This window comes from Streptomyces sp. NPDC005070 (assembly GCF_053600395.1).
Window position 1 is genome coordinate 82,807 of record NZ_JBSFZS010000010.1, and the last position, 22,156, is coordinate 104,962.

Consider the following 22,156-nt stretch of genomic DNA (forward strand, 5'->3'; position numbering starts at 1 on the left):
CACGCCCACCCATGACGGGAAAGTTTCACTCGGCACGGCAGACCCGGAAAGATACTTTCAGGCGACGCGAGCGAGAGGCTTCCGATGAGCGAAGGCGTCAAGGACCCGGCGAACGGCACACAGGACAGAGCGGGCGGCGGACCGACCCGCCGGCAGTGGGGCAGAGGCGTACTGGCGATGGGCGGGGCGCTGGCTCTCGCCCCCTTCCCCGCGGGACCGGCGGCGGCCTCGGCGGGGAAGGGCCACCGCACGCTGCGGCACGGCACGCCCGGGCAGGCCGGACTGCTCACCGGCCATCTGCGCCAACTCGTCGCGGACGCGCAGGCGTTCCTCGGCCCCTCGCCCCGACACCCCTGGTACGCCGGTGCCGTCCTGCTCGCGGGCCGGGGCGGCACCGTGGCCCTGCACGAGCCGATCGGCATGGCCGTGCGCTACGCGGCGTACGACGAGAAGACCGACACCGGCATCGAGTTCCCCGCCGAACAGCAGATCCCGGTGTCCGGGGACACGGTCTACGACCTCGCCTCCGTGTCCAAGCTGTTCACCTCCATCCTCGCCGTGCAGCAACTGGAACGTGAGGCGCTGGAACTGGAGGCCACCGTCGCCTCGTACCTCCCGGAGTTCGCGGGCGGCGGCAAGCAGGGCGTGACCATCCGTCAACTGCTCACCCACACCTCCGGGTTCCGCTCCTGGATCCCGCTGTACAAGGCGCCGACGCGCGAGGGAAAGCTCCAGCTCATCTGGGACGAGAAGCCCGCCAGCGCGCCCGGCACCGCGTATCTGTACTCCGACCTGAACCTGATCTCGCTCCAGCTCGTCCTGGAGAGGATCACCGGCCGGACCCTCGACACCCTGCTGCGTGACGAGATCACCGGCCCCCTCGGCATGGACCGCACCCGCTACAACCCGCCCGCCTCCTGGAAGCCGCGGATCGCCGCCACCGAGGACGCCCGGCTCCCGTGGTCGGGACTGGACCGCGGGCTCGTGTGGGGCGAGGTCCACGACGAGAACGCGTACTCCCTGGGCGGGGTCGCCGGTCACGCCGGGGTCTTCTCCAGCGCCTGGGACCTGGCGGTCCTCGGGCGCACACTCCTGAACGGCGGCGCGTACGGCAAGGCGCGCATCCTGCGGCCGGAGTCGGTGGACCTGATGTTCACCGACTACAACACCGCCTTCCCCGGCGACGAGCACGGCCTCGGCTTCGAGCTCTACCAGCATTGGTACATGGGCGCGATGGCGACACCGCGCACCGCCGGGCACACCGGCTTCACCGGCACATCACTCGTCCTGGACCCGACGACCGACTCCTTCCTGATCGTCCTCGGCAACTCCGTCCACCCCGTGCGCACATGGCGATCCGGCTCCGCTCCCCGGGTCGCCGCCGGAAACAACCTCGCGCGAGCCGTCGCGGTGCGTCCCGCGCACGGCCGTACGTCCTGGTTCTCCGGGATGGCGAGCACGACCACGGCGACCCTGACCCTGCCCGCGCTCGACACCACCGCCGGTCCCGCCCGTCTTCGCTGCGCGCTGTGGTGGGACACCGAACCCGGATCGGACGTGCTGTTCCTGGAAGCCTCCGCCGACGGCGGCGCGACCTGGGAACCGGTCCCCTTCACGACCCGGCGGCAACCCGACGACCCGCAGGACCATCCGGCGGGCACGGCCACCGGATGGTCGGGACGTGCCTGGCACCGGCTCGGCGCCGACCTGCCGGACTCGGCCGCGCTCACGCTCCGCTGGCGGTACACGACCGACCGGCTGTACGTCGGCCGTGGCGCGTACGTCGACGGGCTGCGGGTCGAGTCCGGCGACCGCACCCTCTTCGACGAGTCACACCCCGCGGACAGCGGGCGGATCGAGGCGGTGGGGTGGGTGCCGTCCGAGGACTGACGGCAGGACGGGGGTGCTCACGCCCGACGGAGGTGCGCCCCCACTCGACGGAGGTGCGCCCGCTCCCGGCGGGAGCACGCGCTCTCCCCGGGGGCGCACCCCCCTCCCGGCCGAGGCACGCCCGCTCCTCGCAGGGACGCCCTGACAGCGGCCTTCGGCTAGCCCTTCCGGTCCAGTGACTCCAGTACGGCCTTCGCCGCGTTGTGGCCCGGGACCCCGCTCACCCCGCCGCCGCGCACCGCGCCCGCCCCGCACAGCATCACGTTGGCGTGCCGGGTCTCCACGCCCCAGCGGCCCGTGTCCTCCTGGACGTAGGGGAAGGCGAGGTCGCGGTGGAAGATGTTGCCGCCCGGCAGCCGCAGGTCCCGCTCCAGGTCGAGCGGGGTCTTCGCCTCGATGCACGGCCGGCCGTCCGCGTCGGTGGCCAGACAGTCGGCGAGCGGCTCGGCGAGGTGCGCGTCGAGCTGCGCCAGCGTCGACTTCAGCAACTCATCGCGCACGGCGTCGTTGTCCCGCTCGAACAGCCGGGCGGGCGTGTGGAGGCCGAAGAGCGTGAGGGTCTGGTAGCCCCGCTCGACGAGGTCCTTGCCGAGGATGCTGGGATCGGTGAGCGAATGGCAGTAGATCTCGGAGGGCGGGGCGGTGGGCAGTTCACCGGCCGCGGCCTGCGCGTGGGCGGTCGCCAGTTGCTCGTACCCCTCCGCGATGTGGAAGGTCCCGGAGAACGCCTCACGCGGGTCGACGGAGGTGTCGCGGAGCCTCGGCAGCCGCTTGAGCAGCATGTTCACCTTGAGCTGCGCGCCCTCCGCGGGGGACGGCGGCTCGTCTCCCGTGAGGTGGGCCAGCTCCTGCGGCGAGGCGTTCACCAGCACGTGACGGGCGGCGACGACACCCTCGCCGTCGGCCGTGCGATAGGTGATCTCGGCGGAGCGGCCGTCCGTGTCGATCCGCAGCACCTCGTGGCCGGTCTCGATCACGGCACCCGCCGCGCGCGCCGCGCCCGTGATCGCGTCGGTGAGGGCGCCCATTCCGCCGACGGGCACGTCCCAGGCCCCGGTGCCGCCGCCGATCACGTGGTAGAGGAAGCAGCGGTTCTGCCGCAGCGACGGGTCGTGGGCGTCGGCGAAGGTGCCGATGAGCGCGTCGGTGAGCACGACACCGCGCACGAGGTCGTCGGCGAAGTACTCCTCGACGGCCGTGCCGACCGGTTCCTCGAAGAGGATCCTCCAGGCGTCCTCGTCGTCCACGCGCACCCTCAGCTCCTCGCGGGTGGGCAGCGGTTCGGTGAGCGTCGGGAACACACGCTGGGCGACCCGGCCGGTCATCCCGTAGAAGCGCTGCCACGCCTCGTACTCGCGCTCCGATCCCGTCAGCTTGGCGAACGCCTCGCGGGTGCGCCGCTCGCCGCCGCCGACGAGCAGTCCGGTGGGCCGTCCGTCGCGCTCCACGGGGGTGTACGAGGAGACGGTCCGGCCCCGGACCCGGAAGTCGAGGCCCAGGTCCCGCACGATCTTCCGGGGCAGCAGGCTCACCAGGTACGAGTAGCGCGACAGCCGCGCGTCGACCCCGGCGAACGGCCGGGTGGACACGGCGGCTCCCCCGGTGTTCCCCAGGCGCTCCAGCACCAGCACGGACTGCCCGGCCCGCGCCAGGTAGGCGGCGGCGACCAGTCCGTTGTGGCCTCCGCCGACGATCACGGCGTCATATCCCTCGTGTACAGGCATGCTTCTTCGTAGCACGTGATGATCTACGGCGGCCAGGGGTGCGCGGCAAGCGGCGGCAGCCGTACGGATCGGTCCGTCAGCCTCCCCGGCGGGTGTTGAGGCGGGCGGCCTGGCGGGTCAGATGGTCGCGCTCGGCCAGGTCGGGCGCCTTGCGCGCGGCCTCCGCGTACAGCCGTGCCGCCTTCGTCAGGTCCCCGTCGCGCTCGTGGAGGTACGCGGCCACCGCGGTGTGGCGGGGCAGCGAGTCGTCCAGTTCCGCGAGCGCGGCGAGTCCGGCACGCGGCCCGTCGGCCTCGCCGACGGCCACCGCGCGGTTGAGCCGGACGACGGGGCTGTCGGTCAGGCGCGCGAGTTCGTCGTACCACTCGACGATCTGGATCCAGTCGGTCTCCTCGGCGACGGGGGCGTCGGCGTGGAGGGCGGCGATGGCGGCCTGGGCCTGGAACTCTCCCAGCCGGTCGCGGGCGAGGGCCGTCTGGAGGATCGCGACGCCCTCGGCGATCGCCGTGGTGTCCCACAGGCCGCGGTCCTGCTCGGCCAGCGGCACCAGGCTGCCGTCGGGCGCGGTCCGGGCGGCGCGCCGGGCGTGGTGGAGCAGCATGAGGGCGAGCAGGCCGGCCACCTCGGGGTGGTCGGCCTGGGCCGCGAGCTGCCGGGTGAGCCGGATGGCCTCGGCGACGAGGTCGACGTCGCCGGAGTAGCCCTCGTTGAAGACCAGGTAGAGGACGCGCAGCACGGTGGCGACGTCACCGTGCCGGTCGAGCCGCACGCCGGACACCGTGCGCTTGGCGCGGCTGATGCGCTGCGCCATGGTCGCCTCGGGCACCAGGTAGGCCTGGGCGATCTGACGGGTGGTGAGCCCGCCGACGGCCCGCAGGGTGAGCGCGACGGCGGACGACGGTGTCAGCGACGGGTGGGCGCACAGGAAGTAGAGCTGGAGCGTGTCGTCCACCGAGGCCGCGGGTCCGGCCACCGGTTCCTCCTCGACGAGGTCCTCGCGCCGACGCCGGGCGGCGTCCGCCCGGGTCGCGTCGAGGAACCGGCGCCAGGCCACGGTGACCAGCCAGCCCTTGGGGTCCCGCGGGCGGTCGGCCGGCCAGACGCGGACGGCCTCGACGAGCGCGTCCTGCACGGCGTCCTCGGCCGCCGCGAAGTCGGCTCCGCGGCGGACGAGGACGGCGAGCACGCTCGGGGTGAGGCTCCGGAGCAGGGCCTCGTCCATGGGTGGGGTCACTCCGTGACCGTGGGGTGGGCGGTCAGGAACGGGCGCACCTCGAGCCACTCGTGGATCGGCTCGCCGCCCGCGCCGGGGGCGGCCGACAGTTCTCCGGCCAGCTCGACGGCGCGCTCGTGGCTGTCGACGTCGATCACCATCCAGCCGGCGATGAGGTCCTTGGTCTCGGCGAACGGGCCGTCGGTGACCGGCGGGCGGCCCTCGCCGTCGTAGCGGACCCACTGGCCCTCGGGGGCGAGCGCCTGGCCGTCGACGAACTCGCCGGTCTTCTCCAGCCGGGCCGCGAAGTCGTTCATGTACTGGATGTGGTCGGTGATCTCCTCAGGCTTCCACTGGTCCATGGGTACGTCGTTGACCGCGGCCGGGGCGCCCCGGTAGTGCTTGAGCAGCAGGTACTTGGCCATGGTGATCTCCTCGGTACGGATGCGACCCATTGTGGTCGCCTTCACTGCTGGGACGGAGCGGGCCACGGGTTCTCGACATCACCGGCCAAGATTTTTTCCCTCTTCGACAATCACGTGCGGCATCCCGTGGAGAACCGCAGGTCGGCGTGGCTTCCGGTGGGCCGCCGCCGCACCCGGTCGGGCGGTCAGCGCCCCTGGGCCGCGCGCCGCCCGCGCAGTGCGGCCACCCTGCGGTACAGCTCCGCCGCGTCCCGTCCGTGCCCGAGCTGCTCCAGGCAGTGCGCCTCGTCGGTGCGGCTCGCGAGGGTGTCGGGGTGGTCGGCCCCGAGCACCCGCTCGCGGGCGGCCGCGACACTCCGGTACTCGGTGAGGGCGTCGGCCCAGCGCCCGAGCCAGCCGAGTCCGACGGCTACCTCGCGGCGGCTGACGAGGGTGTCGGGGTGGTCGGCCCCGAGGGCGCGCTCACGGATGGCGCACACGTCACGGGACTCGGCGAGGGCCTCCTCCCAGCGGCCGAGGCGGCCGAGGTTCACCCCGAGCCCGTGCCGGGCGCGCAGGGTCTCGGGGTGGGTGGGGCCCTGCGCGCGGGTGCGGTCGCCGACGAGCGAGCGGTACAGCTCCAGCGCCTGGACGCTGTGGCCGAGTCTGCCCAGGCAGATGCCCACCTCGTAGCGGGCGGCGAGCGTGTCCGGATGGTCGGGGCCGAGCGCCCCCGTACGCGTCGCGGCCACCTCCTGATACGTGTGCAGCGCCTCGGGCCAGCGTCCCAACTGGCCGAGCACGTACGCGACTTCGTAACGGGTGACGAGGGTGTCCGGGTGGGCCGGGCCGAGCACCCGGGCGCGGGCCGCGGCGACTTCGGCCGCCATGCGGTACGCGTCTTCCAGGCGTCCGAGTCTGCTGAGGTTGAAGGCGAGATTGTGGCGGCAGCGCAGGGTGTCCGGGTGGTCGGGCCCCATCGCGCGCTGCCGGGCGGCGAGGACCGACGTATAGGCCTGGTGCGCCTCGAAGTGGCGGCCCAACTGGCCGAGCACGTAGGCCATTTCCTGTCGCGCGGCCAGGGTGTCGGGGTGGTCGACGCCGAGCACCCGCTCTCTGGCCTGGGCGACACGCGCGTACTCGCCGAGTGCTTCGCCGGGGCGTCCGGTGCGGCTGAGGGTGAAGCCGACCTCGTACCGGCTGGCGAGCGTGTCCGGGTGGTCGGGCCCGAGCAGTCGCTCCCGTTCGGCGGCGACCGAACGGTGGATCTCGCCCGCCTCGGTCCACCGGCCGAGCCGTCCGAGGCTCAGACCGGAGTCGTGCCGGCTCGCCAGGGCGGTGATCGCCTCCGCGGCGGGAGCGGGTGGTTCGCCGCGTCCGGGGAGGGGCGGAACGGCGGTGGAGGGGCGGGCGGTCCACTCTCCCGTGAGACCGGCGGACGCGTCGGGCGGCGTGCCGCGCCATCCCGCTCCGGTGGCCTTGTGGCCGGTCGTCATGCCCTGGGTCCAGGACGGCAGCCGGGGCGCGCGGGAGGGCGGCTGCTCGGGCCGGGACGGGAACCGCGGTGCCGCGGAGTTGCGTTCGGCTCCGGGGCGCGGCGGGGCCGGGGCGACCACGGTCGGCACGTACATCGGCGTGGTGCGCCCGGCGGTGATGCGACGGGCGAGTTCGCCGGCGTCCGGCGGGCGCTGTTCGGGCCGTTTGGCGAGCAGGTCGAGGATGATCCGCTCCAGGTACTCGGGAATGTCGGCCCGGTGGCTGCGCGGCGGCTCGGGCACGGTGTCGCGGTGGCCGACGAGGATGGCCCAGGCGTCGCCGAGGTCGAACGGCGGGGCTCCGGTGGCGATCTCGTAGAGCACGCACCCGAAGGAGTAGAGGTCGCTGCGCTGGTCGACCTCCGCGCCGCTGAGCTGTTCCGGCGACATGTAGTGCGGGGTGCCCATCGCGACGCCGGTGCCGGTGAGCCGCGAGGTGAACCCGATGTCGTGGCCGAGGCGGGCGATGCCGAAGTCGCAGATCTTCACGGTGCCGTCGGTCAGCCGCATGATGTTGGCCGGCTTCAAGTCACGGTGCACGATGCTTTGTTGGTGGGTGTAGGCGAGCGCGGCGGTCACCTGGTCGGCGATGTCGACGATGTCGTCCACCGCCAGCGGACGAGGCCGGTTGTCCTCCAGGAGTTGGCCGAGGTTGTGTCCCTCCAGCAGTTCCATCACCAGGTACAGCACCCCGTCGGACTCGCCGAAGTCGTGGACGACGGTGACGCCGCGGTGCTGAAGGGACGCGGCGACCCTGGCCTCGCGCCGGAACCGCTCGCGCAGGACACGGGCGAAGGACGGATCATGGTGCGGGCCGAGCGGCTTGAGGCACTTGACGGCCACCTGGCGGCCCAGTGATTCGTCCCGCGCCCGCCACACCTCTCCCATGCCGCCGCGCCCGATCGGATCGAGGAGCCGGTACCGGCCCTGGATCAGCCTGCTCTCCGCCATCGCCTGAGATCGCCCCCGTCATGCTCGGCCCCGAGCCCGCCCCCGGCCTCGTCCAGTATGACGAGCGATCAACCAACTTTGTACGGCGGCGCGGGCGAGCCGGGGCCGAGCCGTGACACGGCCGGGAGAATGTCTCCGGCCGGGCGTCGCCGGCGCGGCCGTACGGGGACACAGCGCGCCGTGGTGCCCATGACGCCCGGCGCCGGATCACGGCGACGGGCACCGGTGCGGGGCTGCCGCGCAGGGCGTGGGCGCACGACGTCAGGAGAGGGCGCGCGGACCCGGCGCGCACGCCCCACGAGGGCGTACGCGCCGGCGAGGACGGCGCTCCGCCGGGCGGGACGCTCAGCCGCGCAGGGCCGACAGGAAGATGCCGGGCAGTGCGGACACCTTGCGCCTCGCGGCGTAGGCGGTGAGCCGGCGCATCGTCGTGCGGCCCGTGCGGTTGGTCACGAAGTACGGCGGCCGGGGCGAGAGGGAGGGCGACCCGTCGAGGAGGCCGCGTGGCGCGGGCGCGAAGGGTGCCCGCAGCACGGTCTTCTCCACGTCCTCCAGCATGAAGGCGTTGTGGACGAACCCTGTGCCGCTGCCGATGTCCTGCCGCGTGTGTCCCGGGAACGCACCCCACGGCGTGTAGCCGAGCAGAAAGCCGAACGCCGACCAGCAGTTGACGCCGAGCGTGCCGTAACGCAGCGCTGAGACAGCCTCGTTCACGGCGGCCCGGTGTGCGCGCTCGGTGCGGGGGTGGATCAGCAGGGTCGCTCCGAGCGTGCCGGGGAGCCGGGTGTCGGCGAACTCGACCGCCGCGGGCAGGAACTGGGACGCGTCCTCGCCGGGCAGCCGGACGACGCCCAGGGCGCTGGCGAACACCTCGTCGGTCAGCATCGGGTCGTCCGGGTCGGTGATGTCGGGCACGAGGAGGCGGCAGGCTCCGTCGCCGAGTGCCTCGGCCTCCGGGTGGGCCCGGGTCACCATGTCCAGGCGGTCGGCCGCGCCGGGATAGTAGTCGCTGCGGGGCGGCAGATCGCGCAGCAGCCGGCGGATCTCGGTGAGCAGCCGTTCGGTGCCGTCCCAGTCGCGGGGCACGAGGAGGATCTGGGTGGCGACGCAGTTGTGGCCGGAGTTGTTCATCTTGCTGGTCACGATGTGTTCGGCCTGGTAGCGGAAGTCGGCCGCGCTCCACGGCCCCGGTGTGACGATGCAGGGACTCACACCGCCCAGTTCGCTCGTGAGGGGCTTGCCTGTGCGGGGCGCGTTCTCGCGGCGGCGCTCGTCGGCCCGTTCGTCCGTACCCCAGACGATGGCGTCATGGGTGCGTTCGCTGCCGGTGACATGGATGGCGTCGACGTGGTCGTGGGCGGTGAGATAGGCGCCCGCCTCCGCTCCCCCGTCGACGAAACGGACCCAGCCGCGGTCCACGAACTCCTCGAAGACCCTCTCGAAGTGGGGGCGGAGGTAGCCGTTGACCGGGTTCGTCTTGGCGAGGACGACCTGCCCTTCCGCGTACAGCTTGTGCAGGACGTCGAGCGGGGTGATCGCCGGTACGTTCCCCGCGCCGAGCACCAGCCCGACGGCCGGGCGGGACGCGGTTCCCCGGTACGGCCCCGCGGCACGCTCCCGTACCTGCTCGGGCGTCGTTCCCGGCTGGATCCACACCTGCGCCGAGAAGCCGTTGAGCAGGAGACGGTCGGTGACGCCGGCCGGGAACACGTCGACCACGGTCCGGCCGCCCCGGTCACGAACGGCTCGGGCGGGGAGCGGTTCCTTCCCCGCGGCGATCCTGCGCAGGACGTGGAGGTACGCGCCCACGGTCTGGGCGAGCGCCCAGGGCGCGGTCACCCAGTCCTCGGCGGCCCAGCCGGCCGTCGCGTCGTAGCCCTTGGCGCGGGCCGCGTCGGCGACCATGGCGGGCGCGGCGGCGTCGATCCGCGGGAGCATGCGCTCCAGCAGGCCGATCCGCTGCGACAGCGGGGTGGCGGTCCAGATCGCGGCGTTCGCGCGCAGGTCGGCGAGCGCGCGGTCGAGGGAGGCGGTGTCGAGGGCCGGGGCGATGCTCAAGGGGCAACTCCTTTGATTTGGGGCGCGGTTGGGGCGAGGGGTCGGCGCGCGCTTGAACGGGGCTGGTGGCCCGGAACGGTGGCCGGGCTGGTGGACTGGGCCGGTGGCCGGACTGGTGGACCGGACCCGTGGCCGGACTGGTGGACCGGGAAGATGGCCCGGGCCTTGGCTTCGAGGGTCAGCCGTCCAGCCGGGCGATGTCCCGCCGCGGGTCGACCAGCAGGAAGGAGGCGGTGGCGCCGAGAGCCAGGAGCAGCCCGGACAGCAGGACGGCGCTCCGGTATCCGCCGGTGCCCCGGGCGTCGACGAGCGCTCCGACGACGGCGGGCGCGGCGAGTCCGGCCGCGGTGACCACCGCGTTCATCGTGCCCAGGGCGCCGCCCGCGCGAGACGGCGGGGCGAGTTCGGCGACGGTGGTCGCGGCGATCGTCGCGTACGAGCCGCCGAGGCCGAAGCCGAGGGCGACCAGGACGCTCGTCGCCGTCCTGCCGTCGGCGAGCGGCAGGGCAAGACAGCAGGCGGCACCGAGGGCGAGCAGTCCGCCGCCCACCCATCCACGGGCACGGCGGCCGCCGACGCCGCGGCGCAACAGCCACCCGGTGACGCCCGCCTGGCCCAGCAGTGCGAGGGCCCCGACGAGCCAGGGGGCGATCACGACGGTGCCCGCCGCGTCGGCCGAGTATCCGAGGGCGTTGCGCAGATAGGACGGCAGCCAGACCAGCATCAGGGCCACGCACCAGTAGCTGGTGAAGTAGGCGAGGGTGATGCCGATCCAGGTACGGCTGGCGAAGATCTTCCGGTACGGCGCGTCCGCCCGTGTCTCCAGCGTCCGGACGGCCGCACCCGGACCGACCTCCGCATCGGCTGCCGCGCCGGCCTCGGTACTGGCTCCCGTACCGGCCTCGGTACCGACCTTGGTACCGGCCTTGGTACCGGCCTCCGTGCCGACGGTGTGTCCGCCGTCGGCGCCGAGTGCCGCCCAGGCCACCGCCCACACCAGTCCCGCGGCGGCGAGCACCCACAGGGCGGCCCGCCATCCGTGGTGCTGGATCACCCACGACAGTCCGGGCGCGGAGACGATCACGCCGAGGGTGACGCCCAAGGTGACCAGCGCGCCGGGCAGGTTGCGCCGCTCGTCGGGGAACCACGCGAGGGTGGCCTTCTGGGCCACGGGGAACGCGGGCCCTTCCGCCGCGCCGAGGAATATCCGCGAGACGACGAGGACCGCGAGGCCGCCGCCGAACGCGGCCGGTACCTGGGCCACCGACCACAGGACGGCCATCACGAGGATGAGCGTCTTCGTGGACAGCCGGTCGGCCGCGAGCCCGACGGCCACCGCCGCCACGGAGAAGAGCAGGAAGAACGCGCTGTTGGCGAGCCCGAACTGAGTGGCACTCAGATCGAGGTCGGCGCGGATCTCGTCGGCGGCCAGACCCAGCACGGACTTGTCCGCGAAGTTGACCATCATGAAGACGACGAGCAGCGCGGTCACCGTCCAGGCGCGGGTGCCGCCGCCGGTGGCCGGGGAGGTCCCGGCCGCCGGCCGGTGCACGGTGGGTACCGCGGTCATGGTTGCTCCTGTCGGAGAGGGACGACGGCCTTGCGCGGCAGGCCTGTCGGGGTGGTGCGGGCCGGACCGGGCCGGGGTCAGGACAGCGGGACGCCCGCGATGGCGATGCGCTCCATGACGCGGCGCCGCGGGTAGTAGTCGTTGATCGCGTAGTGCTGGGTGGCGATGTTGTCCCAGACGGCGATCGAGTCGGGCTCCCAGTGGAAGCGGACCTGGTACTCGGGAATGCGCGCCTGGAGCACCAGGATGTCGAGCAGTTCGCGGCTCTCCGCCTCCGTCAAGCCCTGGATGCGGGTGGTGAAGGGCTCGTTGACGTACAGGGTCCTGCGGCCGCTGCGCGGGTGGCGCACCGCGACGGGGTGCTCGGCGCGCGGCCACAGCTCACGGAAGGCGGCCTTCTGCTCGTCGTTCATAAGCGCGCCCCAACTGGGTTCCCAGTCATGGACGGCGGTGAGGTGCTCGATGCGCTCCTTCATGTCGTCGGGGAGGTTGTCGTAGGCGGCGCCCATGTCCGCCCACAAGGTGTCGCCGCCCGCGGCGGGCACCTCGACGGCGCGCAGTACGGAGCCGAGTGCCGGGTTGGCCATGAAGGAGTGGTCGCTGTGCCAGATGTTCTTGTTGCCGGCGGCCTTCGCGTCCTTGGCGAGGCGGGAGACACCGGCGGTCCCCGTCTTCGGGAAGAAGGGGTTCGGCTCCGGGGAGCCCCAGACGGCAGAGAGCGCGAGCTGGTGTTCGGCGGTGAAGCCGGTCTGGTTCCGGAAGAAGATCACCTTCCACTCCAGCAGCGCCTGCCTCAGCTCCTCGGCGAGCCCGTCGTCGATCGGGCGGGTCAGGTCGACTCCGCCCAGCACGGCGCCGAAGTGCGGGGTGAGCGGATCGATCTCCAGGCGCTCGTAGGCGGCGGGCTCGGCACCGGGGGCGAGCCGTTCCAGGACGCGGCTTCCGTAGTGCATGAGCGGCTTGTCCAGGACGGGCTTCGGGCGCTCGACGGGACTGGTCGCGACAGGGTGCACGGGGGTTCCTCCCAAACGGCGAACCAAATACGTAACCGGCAGTATCGATATTGAGCTGCGGCGAGGCAAGGGGGTGCGACGGGTGGATTTCGAGGGACCTACGCGGGCCGGGAGCAACCGGAGGACATGCCGAGGGCACGCCGGAGAGCCGGGCGGCCGGTCGACGGACGGGCGGGCGGGCGGGCAGCCAGCCGACGTACGGGCGGGCGGCCGGCCGGCCGACGTATGGACGGGCCGGCCTCGGCATCCGACAGAAGCCGGGTCAGCCGCCCGGCGTCAGGACCATGCGGCCACCGCTCGGGCGATACGGGCGGACCGGCACCCGGCGTCCGGGAAAAGCCGGCTCAGCCGTCCGGCGTCAAGGCCGGACGGCCACCGCTCGGGCGATCATGTCCACCATCGAGTCGACGAGCGCGTCGTCCGGCAGTCGCTGCTCCCCGACCATCCGGAACACCAGCGAGGCCGCGACCAGGGTCGAGGCGTCCGCCAGATCGACGTCGGGACGTACCTCGCCCCGGGCGACACCGCGTTCCAGCAGGTGTCGCGTCTGGCTCATCACCCGTGCCGTGTAGGCCCGGTAGGCGGCGGGCTCGGCACCCGCCTCGGCGGAGGCGCCGATCACCCCGGCGAGCAGACGGGCGACACCGGGCTGCCGGTACGCCTCCATGCGCGCGGTCAGGACGGCCCGCAGCTCCGTACGGAAGTCACCCATGTCCGGCACGCTCAGCGACCCGATCCGCGACTCGGCGGCGGCGATGACGAGGTCTTGTTTGGTGGGCCAGCGCCGGTACATCGCCGGCTTGCTGACCCCGGCGCGGGCCGCGACGGCGTCCATGGTGAGCGCGCCCATGCCGCTCTCCGTGACCAGCGCCACGACGGCGTCCAGCACCGCGGCGGTGACGTGCTCCTGCCGCGGCCGTCCCGGCCCCCGCCGTACGCCTTCCACCCGCCGTTCCGCCATGCCGCGACCCTAGTCGACGCGCCCGGGCCGGTTCTCCCGACGCCCCTCGGCGGCGGAACGGGCTCTGGCGGGAAGTTCTGAATAGTGGTTCACTTCTTTCATGGCGTACCGCAAGACCCCTTCCGAGATCCGCCGGCTGGAAGCCGCCAGAGAGAACCTGATCGCCTGCGCCACCTCGGTCGTCGCCGAGGTGGGCTGGGCCCAGACGTCGGTGACGGCGGTCGCCGACTCGGCCGGGATCTCGGCCGGCTCGGTGTACCAGCACTTCCCGTCCAAGGCGGCCCTCGCCGTGGAGGTGTTCCGGCGCGCCGCGGGCCGTGAGGTGGAGGTGCTCGGCGAGGTACTGGACGGCGAGGGCGACCCCGTCGAACGGCTCGCCCTCGGAATCGAGGTGTTCGCGCGCCGGGCCCTGGAGAACCGCGGCCTGGCCTACGCCCTGCTCGCGGCCCCGGCCGAGGCCGCGGTGGGCGCCGAGCGCCTCGAATTCCGGCGCCGCTACCGCGCGTTGTTCGCCGAGGTGGTGCGACAGGGGATGGCGGCGGGTCTGCTGCCCGCGCAGAACGGCGAGATCACCGCCGCGGCGCTCACCGGCGCGATCGGCGAGGTGCTCGTGGACCCGCTCGGCGCCCCGGCCGAGCGGGCGCCCGACGAACTCCTCGCGGAAATCACCGCGATGGCCCTGCGGTGCGCGGGCGCTCCTCCCCGCTCCTCCCTGCCCCTCCCCGCCGACCGCACACCGGAGGTTCCCTCATGACCGCGACCACCACCGCACACAGCCGTCCCACTGCCGTGACGCACGAAGTGACCAACCAGGCGCCGCCGTTGACGGGCCACGACGCCGCGGCCGACCCCGTGCTGCTCGAAGGGGTGAGCCGCGAGGGCGCTTCCTGGCACCTCGACGACCTCCACCGGTTCGGCCGGTACGTCGGCAGCGCGGAGGCGCAGACCTGGGCGGACCAGGCCAACCACCACGAGCCGGAACTGCGCACCCACGACCGCTACGGCCATCGTGTGGACGAGGTCGACTTCCACCCCGCGTACCACTCGCTGATGGACGCCTCGGTGACCGCCGGTCTCGCGGGCGCCGCCTGGGCCGACGACCGTACCGGCGCCCATGTCGCGCGGGCCGCGGGCTTCATGCTGGCCACGACGCTGGAGCCCGGCCATCTGTGCCCCGTCTCGATGACGTACGCGGTGCTCCCCGCCCTGCGGCACTCCCCCGAACTCGCCAAGGTCTACGAGCCCCTGCTCACCAGCCGCGTCTACGAACCCGGACTGCGCACCCCGGCCGAGAAGCCCGGCCTGCTCGCCGGGATGGGCATGACGGAGAAGCAGGGGGGCAGCGACGTACGCGCCAACACCACCACCGCGACCGAGCAGAGCGACGGCACCTGGCGGCTGCGCGGCCACAAGTGGTTCACGAGCGCCCCGATGAACGACCTGTTCCTCGTCCTCGCGCAGGCGCCCGGCGGCCTCTCCTGCTTCCTGGTCCCGCGTGTGCTGCCCGACGGCAGCCGCAACACGTTCCGCATCCAGCGACTGAAGGACAAGCTCGGCAACCGCTCCAACGCCAGCAGCGAGCCCGAGTTCGACGACACCGTGGCCTGGCTCGTCGGCAACGAGGGCAAGGGCGTGCGCACCATCATCGAGATGGTGACCATGACCCGCCTGGACTGCGTGCTCGGCTCCGCCGCCGGTACCCGTGCGGCCCTCGCCCAGGCCGCCCATCACGCGCGCCACCGCTCCGCGTTCGGAGCCAAGCTGATCGACCAGCCGCTCATGCGCAACGTCCTCGCCGATCTGGCACTGGAGTCGGAGGCCGCCACCACCCTGGCCCTGCGGCTGGCCGGTGCCGCGGACCGGGCCCAGCGCGGGGACGGCGGGGAGCGCGCCTTCCTGCGTCTGGCAACGGCCGTCGGCAAGTACTGGGTGTGCAAGCGCCAGCCCGCCGCGGTCGCCGAAGCCCTCGAATGCCTCGGCGGCAACGGTTACGACGAGGCGTCCGGCATGCCCCGGCTGTACCGCGAGGCCCCGCTCAACAGCATCTGGGAGGGCTCCGGGAACGTCAGCGCCCTCGACATGCTGCGCGCCCTCACGCGTGAGCCCGACTCACTGGAGGCGTTCCACGCGGAGATCGAGGCGGCGACCGGCGCAGACCCCCGATTCGACGCGGCCTGGCGGGAGTTGCGGGGCGAACTCGTCCTCACGGAGGACGCGCCCCTGCGCGCCCGCCGGGTCGCCGAACGCGCCGCTCTCGTCCTCCAGGCTTCCCTGCTCGTCCGCCACGCACCGCCCGCGGTGTCCGACGCCTTCTGCGCGTCGCGCCTCGCCGGCGACCGGGGCCTGGCCTTCGGAACCCTGCCGCCGGGGACGGACTTCGCGGGAGTGCTGAACCGGCTTCCGGCCTGACGGCCGCCGGGGCCCGGCCTTGAATGGGTCCTGGGCTGCGAGCAGGGCAGCGGACGCTGAAGCCGACGGATCCGGCGCGCGCGGCCCGGCCCGTGACGTCGCGCGCTGGTGGGACGGCGACGACGGCGACGGAACGGCCTGGAATCCTGTCGTCGCCGACAGCGACGGGCAGCGCCTCGCTGCCCGCGACCTGCGCTCCCAGGGGAAATCTTCGTGACCCGGCGCAGCCACCCCGCCCCGGCACGCTTGCTCACCAAGGCTGAGCGCCCAATGCTGGACCTGAGGAACTCACCCGGGCGGACCACCCGGGTGAGCCGGGCGTGACAGGCGGCCCCTTCGGCTCCGCCGCCTGTCCGGACGGCTGCGCCCCGAACCGCCGGCCGCGTAGTGCGCCAGGCGCCCGTACGGTCCCACGCTGCCCTCGCGACATCGGGCGGAAGCAGCCAGGCTGGTCATGAGCCCACTCGGCGACTCCCTGCCGAGGTGAAGGAGCTGATCGCCATGACGAACCTGGCGGGACTGCCGGAGCGCCCGGTCCGGGTGAACGCGCGTATCGACTCGCCACTGTCCCGATGGCTGTGGCTCGTGAAGTGGATCCTCGCCATTCCGCACTACGTGGTGCTGTTCTTCCTCTGGATCGCCTTCACCGTGGTGACCGTGATCGCGTTTTTCGCCATCCTGTTCACCGAGCGCTATCCCCGCGGCTTGTTCGACTTCAACCTGGGTGTGCTGCGCTGGAGTTGGCGGGTCTCGTACTACTCGTACGACGCCCTGGGCACCGACCGGTACCCGCCGTTCAGCCTGGGCGAGGAACCGGACTACCCGGCCCGGCTGGACATCGCCTACCCGGAACGGCTCTCCCGCGGCCTGGTACTGGTCAAGTGGTGGCTCCTTGCCATCCCGCAGTACCTGGTCATCGGCTTCTTCCTCGGCGGCGCCCAGTTCGGATGGTGGTCCGGTGGGCTGATCGGCCTGCTGACGATCATCGCGGCCGTGATCCTGGCCTTCACCGAGAAGTATCCGAAGGACCTGTTCGACCTGATCATCGGCCTCAACAGGTGGGTCCTGCGCGTCACCGCCTATGCCACTCTGATGACGGACGCCTACCCGCCGTTCCGCCTGGACCAGGGCGGCTCCGAAACCGTTGCTCCCCAGCAGCGGCCGGGCCCCTGAGCGCCAACCCCTGCCATGGGCCTCGACGGCCGGTGCGGGAGGCCACCGGGCGGTGGCCTCCCGAGGATCACTTGGTGACGGAGTAGGAGTGCGCGCCGGTTCCGGCCAACCCCCCGCCATCGGCGATCAGGTACTCGTCGCGGATCGGACGGCCCGCGAACCAGGACTCCAGGATCTCGCGGGTGCCCGCCGCGTAGCGGGCCTGCGCGGACAACGACGAGCCCGAGATGTGCGGAGTCATGCCGTGGTGCGGCATGGTCCGCCAGGGGTGGTCGGCCGGGGCCGGCTGCGGGTACCAGACGTCGCCCGCGTAGCCCGCCAGTTGCCCACCGCGCAGCGCGCGGTCCACGGCGTCCCGGTCGACGATCTTCGCCCGGGCGGTGTTGACGAGGTAGGCGCCGCGCTTCATCCTCGCCAGGAGGACGTCGCCGAAGAGGCCTGCTGTCTCGGGGTGCAGAGGGGCGTTGACGGTGACGACGTCGCAGTGCGGGACCATCTCGGCGGCCGAGGGGTGGAAGGCCAGCCCCAGTTCGCGCTCGACCTCCTCCGGCAGCCGGTGCCGGTCGGTGTAGTGCAGCTTGACGTCGAAGGGGGCGAGACGGCGCAGGACCGCGAGGCCGATGCGCCCGGCGGCGACCGTTCCGACGTGCATGCCCTCCAGGTCGTACGAACGGGCCACGCAGTCGGCGATGTTCCAGCCGCCGTCGAGGACCACCTGGTGGGACGGCAGGTAGTTGCGGACCAGGGACAGCGTCATCATCACCACGTGCTCGGCGACACTGACGCTGTTGCAGTAGGTCACCTCGGCGACCGTGACCCCGTGAGCGATCGCGGCGTCGAGGTCGACATGGTCGGAGCCGATGCCCGCGGTGACGGCCAGCTTCAGGTTCTTCGCGGCGGCGATCCGCTCCGCGGTCAGGTACGCCGGCCAGAACGGCTGCGAGATCACCACCTCCGCGTCGGCCAGCTCCCGGTCGAAGACCGAGCCGTCGCCGTCCTTGTCGGAGGTGACGACGAGGGTGTGTCCAGCCTTCTCCAGGTAGGCGCGCAGGCCGAGTTCACCGGAGACGCTGCCGAGCAGATGACCGGGCGTGAAGTCGATCGCCTCGGGGGTGGGGGTGGTCTGGCCGCCGGGGTAGTGGTCGATGGCGGGGAGGTCGTCGCGGGCGTAAGTCGTCGGGTATCCGTCGGTGGGGTCGTCGTACAGGACGCAGAGCACCTTGGCCATGTCGCGGCTCCTCAACTGGCGTTGCGGGAAGGTGCCGTTCACGATCCTCGGGGCCGTTCGCACCGGTCAAAGCGAACTTCGCTATGCCCTCATAGCCGGCTCCTATGAGTCGCGCCCGCGCAGGAAGGCGCGCAGCAGTGTGTCGAGCGCGTCGCGGACACCGGCCTCGCGCGCCACGGTGACGAGGGCTCCGGCGAGGACCGACTCGGGTTCGCTGCGCGCGACCACGAGCCCGACACGGGGTCCGTGGGCCGGGCCGGTCAGGGGTACGACGCGCATGCCCTCCGGCACCCCGAACATGTGGAGCCACGCGTGCGAGATCACGCTGGACCAACGGCCGCCGGGGAGGTGGGCGTAGAGGCCTGCCACGCTGTCCGTCTCGATCGCCGGCGTGGCGGTGGCGCCGTCGGCGGCGAAGCACTCGTCGATGATCCGCCGGTTGCGCATCCGGGGCGAGAGAAGGCACAGGGGTAAGGTCGCCGCCTGTGCCCACCGGACCGTGTCCGAGGTGCCCAGTCGGCCGTCGGCCGGGGTGAGGAGCATGTACCGCTCCTCGTAGAGCGGGAAGCGGCGGACCTGGCGCAGGGTGTCGTCATCCAGGTAGGTCATCGCCGCGTCCAGTTCGAACTCCGCCAGACCGTGGGTGATCTCCACCGAGGACAGCGACTCCAGGCTCACACCTGCGCGCGGATGGCGCTCGCAGAACGGGGTGGTCAGCAGGGAGGCGACCGGCAGGGCAGTCGGAACCACACCCAGCCGCAGCGTGCCGGTCAGGCCGCCGCGCAGCGCCGACAACTCCTGTCGCAGCGCTTCCTGTTCGGCCAGGATCCGGTGCGCCCAGGCCAGGACCACCTCACCCTCGGGGGTCAGGCCCTCGTACTTCCGCCTCCCCCGCCGCACGATCGGCACGTCCAGATCGTGTTCCAGACGCCGTATCGCGGCGGACAGCGACGGCTGCGAGACATAGCAGGCCGCCGCGGCGCGGGCGAAGTGGCGCTCACGGGCGAGGGCGACGAGATACTCGAGCTGGCGCAGCAGCATGATCGTCCTCCACGGCGGGATTCCGCCTCCAGGGTTCGGGTGTGCCGACGTACAGCATTGGCCAAGGCCCGCGCCTGCCGCGGGTGAGTCCGGAAACCGTGCGCCGGTGGGCGGACGCGGGGCGGTTGCCGATGGGGCGGGACGGATCGGGGAACCGGTTGATCGACGGCGCCGGGCCGGCACCCTTCGTGGAGGAGCGGGCGCCGAGGAGGTGTCCGCCCTGCCGGCGGCCCTTTCTCCCGCCCGGCCCTCGCTCCCGCACCCGGTTCGGGCACGGTCGGCAGGTGCCGGATACGCTCCCCTGCATTCGAAACGAGAAGGGCATCCGTCTGTGGACCTGGGCATCGTCGGGCAGGCGATCGGGCTGTTCGCCGTCACCAACGTGGACGACATCCTGATCCTCTCCCTCTTCTTCGCGCAGGGGGCCGGGCATCCGGGTGCCGCCCGGCGGATCGTTCTCGGCCAGTACCTCGGCTTCGCCGCGATCCTCACCGTCGCGGTCGCCGCCGCGTTCGGCGCCGGCTTTCTGCCCGAGGCGGCGATCCCCTATCTCGGCCTGCTCCCTCTCGCGCTCGGTCTGAAGGCGGCGTGGCAGGCGTGGAAGCACCGCGAAGAGGCCGACGAGGAAGGGGAGGAGACGGGCGGGGACGGTCCCAGGGCGTCGGAGGTCGCCGCAGTCACCTTCGCCAACGGCGGTGACAACATCGGCGTCTACGTTCCCGTGTTCGCCACCACCGGCCTGGGCGGGACGAGCGTGTACGCCGCGGTCTTCCTGATCCTGGTGGCGGTGTGGTGTTTCGCCGGACGGTTCTTCGCCACCCGCCCTGTCGTCGCCCGGGCACTCAGCCGGTGGGGTCACATCCTGTTGCCGCTGGTCCTGATCGCCCTCGGCCTGCTCATCCTCGTCGAAGGCGGCGCTTTCGGCCTGTAGCGCGGGTGGCATGCGATGAGCCTGTGCACCCTCGGCTCGTCCGGGGTGCCGTCGAGCCGGGTCCTGATCGTGAAGGACATCGACGACGTCTGCCTGTACTTCGCCACGCCGTCCGACAGCCGCAAGGGCCTGGACATCGCCGCGAATCCGAACGTGGCGGCCCACTTCCACTGGCCGGCGGTCGGACCTCAGGTGCGGATCGTGGGTACGACGACGGGGCTGGAACGGGCCGCCTACGAAGCCGACTTCGCCGAACGCGGGCGGGGTTCCCGCCTCGCCGCCCATCTGCACCGGCCGGGCCCGCTCGCCGCGTTCACCACGCGAGCGGTATCGGCGCAGCCGGCTGTCCGGGCCGCTCTCCAGGTCATAGGCACACCGAGACCGACAAATGTTTGCTTGCGGGAACATCTGTCGATCTGGGCAAGCTCACCCTCAGCGCCGGCGAGACTGGCGCGTAGTCCTTCGAATTCGCCGGGCGGCAATAAGGTCGGCCGAATGGCCGAGTTACTGGCTGTCGGTGAACTGCGGGTCCTTCTCCTGACTGTAGATCTCCTCACCGGACGCGTTGTAGGCGTGGACATAGGGGCTCGGGCCCGCATAGTGCGATCCGGGGTTTTCGACGGAGAGAGCCGCCGCGTAGACGAACGCGCCGCCTGCCATGACCGCCGGGTACTGCTTCGGATTATCACCGTAACTGATGGCGATCTTGGCAATGTTGGATGTGTAGTGCCCGGCGCCCAACACGAGGTATTGCCCCTTGCCGTCGAACTCGAGAATGGAGTCGAAATACTCGATCGTATGACCCGTGCCCCACAGGCGATTGTTGATGAACGTGGGAGGGGAATCCTGACTGTTGCCCTTGTCGCCCTCTGACTCGCATTGCACGTACCGAGTCGCGGTCCAGCACCGTCTCCGATCGCCGACGCCAGGCATGCAGGAACACGGTCGACGTGAGGTCTTCGGCCTCGGCCCAGTCGGCCGTCCGCCGGAACAGATAGTTGTAGACGGCCTTCCCATGGCGGTCGAAGATCCGGCCGAACGCCTCCCGGTCGCCGTCGACGGCCCTCGCCCACAGCTCGCGGTCGGATATCCCTCCGACCGGTACGGCGGGACCAGCGTCGTTCAGTTCCATGCTCTCTACGTGTCCGGCAACCGGCCGAAGGTTCCCGCTGAACCAGCTCCGTTTTGACGGACTCGGATTCAACCGGCCAGAGCGACAGCGCCGGTTGGAGGCAGACGGCGCCGACCCTGCCGGCGGAGGAGTGGTCGCCCGATCCGGAAGAACAAGCACCGCACGGTGAAAGGCCAGTGGCGTTCACAGATCACCGACGCCCGACCGATCGAGGAGCTGCTCCGGCGGTATCCGCCCAAAGGAACAAACCTGTCGACGTTAGGCCAGGACGAGCTTGACGCCATCGCGGCGAAGCTCAACAACCGGCCGCGCGAGTGCCCGGGATTTCGCATGCCAGCCATGAGTGTCGCCTTGACCGGTCGAATCCACATCACCACCTGCCACCCACCCGGCAATGCTCTGGCGGAAGCCGTAACTCGTCTCTGTCACTCAACATCTCTCGTTACAACGCCACTTGCTCTCATGAAGACCGAGTCACTACAGTCGCCATCCGAACCTTTGCCCGGTCGTTCACTCGCTGGGGGTGACAGTGAAGGATCACCGCCCGTCGGCGTTTTCGGCAGGCGGCCGAAAGAAGAAGGAGTTCGCTTTCGTGACGTCGCACCGTCGACCCAAGCAGCCGAGCCGCACCCGTATGACCGTGCTCACGACAGCCGCCGCTGCTGCCGTTGCCCTCAGTGCCAATGCCGCCCATGCCGCGCCGTCCGAGAAGCCCGACAAGGACGAGGTCAAGACCAAGGTCGACAAGCTCTACGAAGAGGCCGAGCAGGCCACCGAGAAGCTCGACGGCGCCAAGGAGAAGCAGCAGAAGCTGCAGAAGCAGATCAACGCTCTCCAGGACAACGTCGCCCGCGGCCAGGAAGAGCTCAACGAGCTGCGTGACGGTCTCGGTTCGATGGCCAGTGCCCAGTACCGCACCGGCG

At 71.9% G+C, this 22,156-nt stretch carries 17 protein-coding genes and 2 pseudogenes; 7 read left to right on the top strand and 12 right to left on the bottom strand.

The genetic code is table 11. From position 1 onward, the window contains the following. The first annotated feature begins 84 nt into the window (after window positions 1-84). A complete protein-coding gene (locus ACWEBX_RS05910) occupies window positions 85-1,890 on the top strand; it encodes a serine hydrolase (RefSeq protein WP_451883677.1) in 1,806 nt (601 codons plus the stop codon). A 158-nt stretch (window positions 1,891-2,048) separates the two neighbouring features. On the opposite strand, the gene ACWEBX_RS05915 is transcribed toward ACWEBX_RS05910, so the two are convergent. The 8 genes from ACWEBX_RS05915 to ACWEBX_RS05950 form a co-directional block, all read right to left on the bottom strand. Then, complete coding sequence (locus tag ACWEBX_RS05915; protein WP_451883678.1) at window positions 2,049-3,614, bottom strand: phytoene desaturase family protein; 1,566 nt, start codon at window positions 3,612-3,614, stop codon at window positions 2,049-2,051. 76 nt (window positions 3,615-3,690) lie between these two features. Continuing rightward, complete coding sequence (locus tag ACWEBX_RS05920; RefSeq protein ID WP_451883692.1) at window positions 3,691-4,836, bottom strand: RNA polymerase sigma factor; 1,146 nt, start codon at window positions 4,834-4,836, stop codon at window positions 3,691-3,693. Between the two features lie 8 nt (window positions 4,837-4,844). Further along, window positions 4,845-5,252: a YciI family protein gene (locus tag ACWEBX_RS05925; protein WP_355776206.1), complete on the bottom strand. Its 408-nt coding sequence runs from the start codon at window positions 5,250-5,252 to the stop codon at window positions 4,845-4,847. A 185-nt stretch (window positions 5,253-5,437) separates the two neighbouring features. After that, window positions 5,438-7,717: a tetratricopeptide repeat protein gene (locus tag ACWEBX_RS05930; protein ID WP_451883679.1), complete on the bottom strand. Its 2,280-nt coding sequence runs from the start codon at window positions 7,715-7,717 to the stop codon at window positions 5,438-5,440. 345 nt (window positions 7,718-8,062) lie between these two features. Beyond that, the gene (locus ACWEBX_RS05935) at window positions 8,063-9,775 is read right to left on the bottom strand and encodes an aldehyde dehydrogenase family protein (protein WP_451883680.1); all 1,713 of its coding nucleotides are present in this window, start codon (window positions 9,773-9,775) and stop codon (window positions 8,063-8,065) included. 178 nt (window positions 9,776-9,953) lie between these two features. Next, the gene (locus ACWEBX_RS05940) at window positions 9,954-11,345 is read right to left on the bottom strand and encodes an MFS transporter (protein WP_451883681.1); all 1,392 of its coding nucleotides are present in this window, start codon (window positions 11,343-11,345) and stop codon (window positions 9,954-9,956) included. Between the two features lie 77 nt (window positions 11,346-11,422). Beyond that, on the bottom strand, window positions 11,423-12,298 hold the full coding sequence (locus tag ACWEBX_RS05945) for a TauD/TfdA dioxygenase family protein (protein ID WP_451883693.1): 876 nt from the start codon (window positions 12,296-12,298) through the stop codon (window positions 11,423-11,425). Between the two features lie 418 nt (window positions 12,299-12,716). Beyond that, complete coding sequence (locus ACWEBX_RS05950; protein WP_451883682.1) at window positions 12,717-13,319, bottom strand: TetR/AcrR family transcriptional regulator; 603 nt, start codon at window positions 13,317-13,319, stop codon at window positions 12,717-12,719. Between the two features lie 100 nt (window positions 13,320-13,419). On the opposite strand from ACWEBX_RS05950, the gene ACWEBX_RS05955 reads away from it, so the two are divergent. The 3 genes from ACWEBX_RS05955 to ACWEBX_RS05965 all read left to right on the top strand — a co-directional run bounded on the left by ACWEBX_RS05955 (window position 13,420) and on the right by ACWEBX_RS05965 (window position 16,901). Next, a complete protein-coding gene (locus ACWEBX_RS05955; protein WP_451883683.1) occupies window positions 13,420-14,073 on the top strand; it encodes a TetR/AcrR family transcriptional regulator in 654 nt (217 codons plus the stop codon). Next, a complete protein-coding gene (locus ACWEBX_RS05960; RefSeq protein WP_451883684.1) occupies window positions 14,070-15,728 on the top strand; it encodes an acyl-CoA dehydrogenase family protein in 1,659 nt (552 codons plus the stop codon). Before ACWEBX_RS05955 ends, ACWEBX_RS05960 begins: the two co-directional genes overlap by 4 nt. A 501-nt stretch (window positions 15,729-16,229) precedes the next feature. Further along, on the top strand, window positions 16,230-16,901 hold the full coding sequence (locus tag ACWEBX_RS05965; RefSeq protein ID WP_451883685.1) for a DUF4389 domain-containing protein: 672 nt from the start codon (window positions 16,230-16,232) through the stop codon (window positions 16,899-16,901). Window positions 16,902-16,968: 67 nt separating this feature from the next. Here the strand turns inward: ACWEBX_RS05965 and ACWEBX_RS05970 are convergent, their stop codons facing one another. Next, a complete protein-coding gene (locus tag ACWEBX_RS05970; RefSeq protein ID WP_451883686.1) occupies window positions 16,969-18,129 on the bottom strand; it encodes an NAD-dependent formate dehydrogenase in 1,161 nt (386 codons plus the stop codon). 102 nt (window positions 18,130-18,231) lie between these two features. Further along, window positions 18,232-19,170 (bottom strand): LysR family transcriptional regulator, encoded by a 939-nt coding sequence (locus tag ACWEBX_RS05975; protein ID WP_451883687.1) that lies wholly within the window; start codon window positions 19,168-19,170, stop codon window positions 18,232-18,234. 331 nt (window positions 19,171-19,501) lie between these two features. On the opposite strand from ACWEBX_RS05975, the gene ACWEBX_RS05980 reads away from it, so the two are divergent. Continuing rightward, window positions 19,502-20,101 (top strand): cadmium resistance transporter, encoded by a 600-nt coding sequence (locus tag ACWEBX_RS05980; protein ID WP_451883688.1) that lies wholly within the window; start codon window positions 19,502-19,504, stop codon window positions 20,099-20,101. 15 nt (window positions 20,102-20,116) lie between these two features. Further along, window positions 20,117-20,386 (top strand): annotated as a pseudogene (locus ACWEBX_RS05985) (pyridoxamine 5'-phosphate oxidase family protein); the annotation flags it as partial. A gap of 219 nt (window positions 20,387-20,605) precedes the next feature. Here ACWEBX_RS05985 and ACWEBX_RS05990 read toward each other — a convergent pair. Next, window positions 20,606-20,986, bottom strand: coding sequence for a hypothetical protein (locus ACWEBX_RS05990; protein WP_451883694.1), 381 nt, complete (start codon window positions 20,984-20,986; stop codon window positions 20,606-20,608). Between the two features lie 4 nt (window positions 20,987-20,990). Next, window positions 20,991-21,233, bottom strand: a pseudogene (locus ACWEBX_RS05995) (RNA polymerase sigma factor); the annotation flags it as partial. 592 nt (window positions 21,234-21,825) lie between these two features. Here ACWEBX_RS05995 and ACWEBX_RS06000 point away from each other — a divergent pair. Next, on the top strand, window positions 21,826-22,156 hold a 331-nt coding region (locus ACWEBX_RS06000), incomplete at its 3' end, for a coiled-coil domain-containing protein (protein ID WP_451883689.1).